Below are 4,593 nucleotides of genomic sequence, written 5' to 3'. Positions count from 1 at the left end.
CATACTAGTGTTTATTAGAAAATTTTTCCATTCATACAGTAAGAGATGAAACCAATTGACAAGATACCGGGCCCAAAATCTATGCGCGTTATTGATACCATGAGAAAACATGCCTATGATTCTACATTCGTGTACTCCCTGGTTGTCTCCCACGGACACAATTGCATCATTGAAGACATTGACGGTAACAAGTATCTTGATTTTACATCAAACATAGGCGCGTGTCCTTTAGGTTATTCACATCCTGATATCAGAGAGATACTTGCCCAGTACGCATCAAATGGAANATAGGCGCATGTCCTTTAGGCTATTCCCATCCTGATATCAAAGATATACTTGCCCAGTACTCATCAAACGGAGCATACAAGATAGCAGGGCAGGATTTTTACTGCCAAGAACATGCAGACCTTGCAGAAAACATTTCAAGTATACTACCATCAGGATTCAAGACATTTTTCATAAATAGTGGTGCCGAAGCAGTAGAAAATGCAATAAAGATTGCATATAGGAAGATGGGTCCACTTCCTGGAATCTCATGCACCGGTGCATTCCATGGAAGAACTTTGGGGGCTCTAAGTTTTACATTTAGCAGACCGGTCCAGAAATTTAACTTTCCTGAATTTCCATCAAAGAGAATCAAGTTTTGTATAAATGACAATGACCCAGAGATTGATGCTGCAGAAAAGATCCTAAAAGAGAACAAGGTGGCATTCATTTTAACTGAGACAATCCAAGGAGAAGGCGGATACAATGTTGCAAGTAAAAAATTCATTTCATCACTGAGAAAATTTGCAACAAAATATGGAGTGCCTCTCATCTTAGACGAGGTCCAATCAGGCATAGGGCACACTGGTAAATGGTGGGCCTTTGAGCACTATGGTATCAAACCGGACATAATGAGCACTGCAAAAGCATTACAGATAGGGGCTACAGCATTTGACAAAAAATTTGATCCAGGTCAGAGATCAGTTCTATCAAGTACATGGGGAGGAGGAAACAGAATAGACATGGCAGTAGGCTCACGAGTTATTCAAGTAATAAAACGAGACAAGTTGCTAGAGAACGCAACAAAGATGGGTAGCATACTCAAGAACGGTTTGATGGAGATAACAGGAAAAAAAGGAGTAGTGGATGTTAGGGGATTGGGCCTGATGGTTGGCATAGAGTTTGATTCAACAGCACACCGTGACAAAAAACTTGGAGAATTGTTCAAGCATGGCCTGTTAACTTTGGGTGCAGGACAAAAGTCAATGAGAATCATACCGCCACTTATAATTACAAAAGAGCAGATCCATCAGGGTCTTGACATCATGCACAAAGTTTTGATGAAGACCTAGTATGCATCATACTTGTCACCCATTTCAAGTGACGCTATCTTTAGTTTGAGTACCTCGTTTGCACCCTCATAGATTACAATTGCTCTAGAATCAAGAAAGTGTCTTGCAACTCGACTTGTTTTTTGATATCCATAGGAGCCAAATATCTGAACTGCTCTGTTTGCACAATCAAGTGCTGCGTTTGTGGCATGCAATTTGGCAATGGCGGCAAGTCTGTCTGCTCGGTTTCTCAGAGTAGAATATTCCTTGTTTTCCCGATTTAGTGCAGATATCCAATTTGCATCATGTTCTTTGAGATTTTCAACATAATCATGCAGTTTTTGTCTTGCCGCGCCTGCCCTATACACAAGCCATCGTGAACTTTCGATATTTACNATCAAGAAAATGCCTTGCAACTCGACTTGTTTTCTGATATCCGTAGGAGCCAAATATCTGAACTGCCCTGTTTGCACAATCAAGGGCTGCGTTTGTGGCATGCAGTTTGGCAATGGCGGCAAGTCTGTCTGCCCTATTTCTAAGAGTAGAGTATTCCTTGTTTTCCCGATTTAGTGCAGATATCCAATTTGCATCATGTTCTTTGAGATTTTCAACATAATCATGCAGTTTTTGTCTTGCCGCGCCTGCCCTATACACAAGCCATCTTGAACTTTCTATATTTACAATCATTGTAGCAATATGTTCCTGAATGAGCTGTTTTTTTGCAAGAACTGAGCCGTGCTGTTCTCTTTTCTGAGAATACCTTATGGATTCATCAAGACAGTCTTTCATCACACCAACTGCCCCTGCTGCCACGCTCAATCTACCATCAATTAGTGCACTAAATGCCACACTGAGGCCATTTCCAATTGTTCCAAGGAGATTTTGTTTTGGAACAAGACAGTTTTCAAAAGTAATCTCGGCATTTTTTACAGTAAGCAATCCCATTTTATTTTTCATCTCTTCTGCAGTAAATCCTTTTGAGTTTGTATCTACAATAAATGCAGAAATCTTTCCATCAGGACCTCTTGCATATGTTGTTATAACTTTGGCAAATGTTCCGTTTCCTACCCAGTGTTTTGTTCCGTTGAGTACATAATTATCTCCATGTTCTTCAAATTTTGTTGTCATCCTTCCAGGATCACTTCCTGCATCAGGCTCAGTTAGTGCAAAACCCATTATGCTGGTTCCATTTGTAGTATCTGTAAGATACTTCTTTTTTTGCTCTTCAGTTCCCCAATTTTGTAATACCATTTGTCCAATGGATATATGTGCAGAAAAAAATGTGCGAAGCGAGTTTCCCTCTCTTCCTATTCGTTCTATTGCAAAAAGATATGTGAGAATATCATATCCAAGACCACCATATTTTTTTGATATGGGGCAGCCAAGCATTCCAATTTCTCCAAATTCTGGAATTACTCGGTCGTTTATTTTTTCATCTAGATAACATCTTGTTTCATAATCCCTAATGGATCTGCAGACTCGGTCTATCTTGTCAAGAAAAATTTTCTGTTCTTCTGAGACTTCAAAATTCATCTTGGATACGTTAGAGTAAGACATGATTCTGTTCAGCCAACCTCAAGAATTATCATTTCGTTTTAGTTTCTATACTTTTACTATTTGGATCTCTCTTACATTATGTCTTGATAGATCTTCATGCAAAGCAGCGTGGGATTCATCTGTAAAGGTCAGATTGCATCTATAACATTTCCACGCTTTGGTGCTCACAGGATTTATACATGATTTTAATTTATAAATATATTGTACTTGGTTGCCATTTTTTGCATAACTGGGACCTAGGATCGAAATGTTTGGAATTATTTGCTCTTTTGTATCACATTTGAAGGATTTTTCATCAATGGCATGAATCAGAACTGACCCTCATGACCTTAATTTATAAAATCAATTCACATCAGTGACCAAATTGGAGTTTGAAAAATTAAAAGAACAGGTCAGAAAGAGGCTTGAAAAAAACGACGTGGCTCATGATTTTGAACATATCATGAGAGTGCTCAAGAATGCAACAATGCTTGCAAGAAAGGAAAAAGCAAGTATCAGAATCGTAACAGCCGCAGTGTTATTACATGATATAATTTCATATCCAAAATCTGATCCTCGTTCGAAAAATTCCTCAGTAGAAAGTGCACAAGAAGCAAGAAAGATTTTAAAAAAATATAATTTTAGTCAGGGACAGATTGATATCATATCTGATTCAATAAGAGACCACAGTTTTTCAAGAGGCATCACACCAAAGACACTAGAAGGAAAGATACTCCAAGATGCAGATAGGCTAGATGCACTTGGAGCAATAGGAATAGCAAGAACATTCTCAGTTAGCGGTGCAGAAAAAAGGCCATTTTACAATACCAATGATCCATTTTGTATCAAACGTACACCAGNGGTGCAATAGGAATAGCAAGAACATTCTCAGTTAGTGGTGCAGAAAAAAGGCCATTTTACAATACTGATGATCCATTTTGTAGTAAACGTGTCCCAGATGACAAGAGCTGGACCTTGGATCATTTTTACAAAAAACTCTTGTTGATTGAAAAGATAATGAACACCAAGACAGGAAAAATTGAAGCAAGAAAGAGAATCAAGGTCATGAAAAAGTTTCTTGATGAATTAAAAGAAGAGATCTAGCCGTAATCTACATATCGCTTGTATCTTTTTTCAATCTCAGAATTATTGCCAGTCAAAATTCTCCTGATTTCATCTGCATGCTTGTCTTTGATGTAAGCAGTCATCTCTGTGAAATTTTCATTTGCAGGAAATGCGTTGGTGATAGGTTCTAACATTTTGAAATATTCAGCAACTTTTTCTCGAAATTGTTCTTTTGTAGGTCTGTGTATTCTATTCATGCGAAACCATACTGATGCCCAACTTGCTCCCACCACATGTGGCAGCAAGTCATATGCACGCGTTATCTCAAATGTTAGGTCTTCTCTCATCTCTCGTTGAGTGTTTTTGCCGCACCCTTTGAGAAATATGTTACTATCATGTCTGCGCCCGCACGTTTTATCGCAGTAAGAATTTCTAATGTAACCTCTTTTTCATCAATGTATCCTGCCATGGCAGCTGCCTTGACAAGGGCATATTCCCCTGAGACGCTGTATGCTGCAATTGGTACATTGAATTTTTCCCTAGTCATTGAAATTAGGTCTAGGTAGGCAAGTGCGGGTTTTATCATGACAATGTCAACTCCTTCTTGTATGTCAGTCTCTACCTCTCTCATTGCCTCTTTTGGATTGGTATACGGCAATTGGTAGGTCTTTCTGTC

At 38.8% G+C, this 4,593-nt stretch carries 5 protein-coding genes and 3 pseudogenes; 4 read left to right on the top strand and 4 right to left on the bottom strand.

Annotated features, from left to right (window positions below; genetic code table 11):
- Positions 1 to 45: 45 nt before the first annotated feature.
- Both DYY66_RS16205 and DYY66_RS06500 read left to right on the top strand, forming a co-directional pair.
- Positions 46 to 286: pseudogene (locus tag DYY66_RS16205) on the top strand (aminotransferase class III-fold pyridoxal phosphate-dependent enzyme); the annotation flags it as partial.
- A gap of 1 nt (position 287) precedes the next feature.
- Positions 288 to 1,337 (top strand): aspartate aminotransferase family protein (locus tag DYY66_RS06500; protein WP_166287270.1); only part of this gene is annotated, 1,050 nt, incomplete at its 5' end.
- Here the strand turns inward: DYY66_RS06500 and DYY66_RS16200 are convergent.
- Together DYY66_RS16200 and DYY66_RS06490 are read right to left on the bottom strand one after the other, a co-directional pair.
- Positions 1,334 to 1,684 carry an acyl-CoA dehydrogenase family protein gene (locus tag DYY66_RS16200; protein ID WP_166287253.1) on the bottom strand — a complete coding sequence of 117 codons (351 nt, stop codon included), beginning with the start codon at positions 1,682 to 1,684 and terminating at the stop codon, positions 1,334 to 1,336. The two genes, DYY66_RS06500 and DYY66_RS16200, sit on opposite strands and share 4 nt — an antisense overlap.
- Positions 1,685 to 1,712: 28 nt before the next feature.
- Positions 1,713 to 2,873 (bottom strand): acyl-CoA dehydrogenase family protein (locus tag DYY66_RS06490; RefSeq protein WP_218583636.1); only part of this gene is annotated, 1,161 nt, incomplete at its 3' end.
- Positions 2,874 to 3,315: 442 nt separating this feature from the next.
- Here DYY66_RS06490 and DYY66_RS06485 point away from each other — a divergent pair.
- Positions 3,316 to 3,712, top strand: a pseudogene (locus DYY66_RS06485) (HD domain-containing protein); the annotation flags it as partial.
- A 1-nt stretch (position 3,713) separates the two neighbouring features.
- The coding region (locus tag DYY66_RS06480) for an HD domain-containing protein (RefSeq protein WP_394352595.1) at positions 3,714 to 3,956 on the top strand (243 nt) is incomplete at its 5' end.
- Here the strand turns inward: DYY66_RS06480 and DYY66_RS06475 are convergent.
- Both DYY66_RS06475 and DYY66_RS14435 read right to left on the bottom strand, forming a co-directional pair.
- The gene (locus DYY66_RS06475) at positions 3,953 to 4,264 is read right to left on the bottom strand and encodes a hypothetical protein (RefSeq protein ID WP_166287244.1); all 312 of its coding nucleotides are present in this window, start codon (positions 4,262 to 4,264) and stop codon (positions 3,953 to 3,955) included. The two genes, DYY66_RS06480 and DYY66_RS06475, sit on opposite strands and share 4 nt — an antisense overlap.
- A pseudogene (locus DYY66_RS14435) lies at positions 4,261 to 4,593 on the bottom strand (porphobilinogen synthase); the annotation flags it as partial. The pseudogene DYY66_RS14435 and the gene DYY66_RS06475, both read right to left, overlap by 4 nt.

The sequence above is a fragment of the Candidatus Nitrosotalea sp. FS genome (genome assembly GCF_011319475.1).
In the GTDB taxonomy this organism is placed as follows: domain Archaea; phylum Thermoproteota; class Nitrososphaeria; order Nitrososphaerales; family Nitrosopumilaceae; genus Nitrosotalea.
Note: the sequence above shows the minus strand (reverse complement) of the source record. Positions and strands in the feature narration are given on the sequence as shown.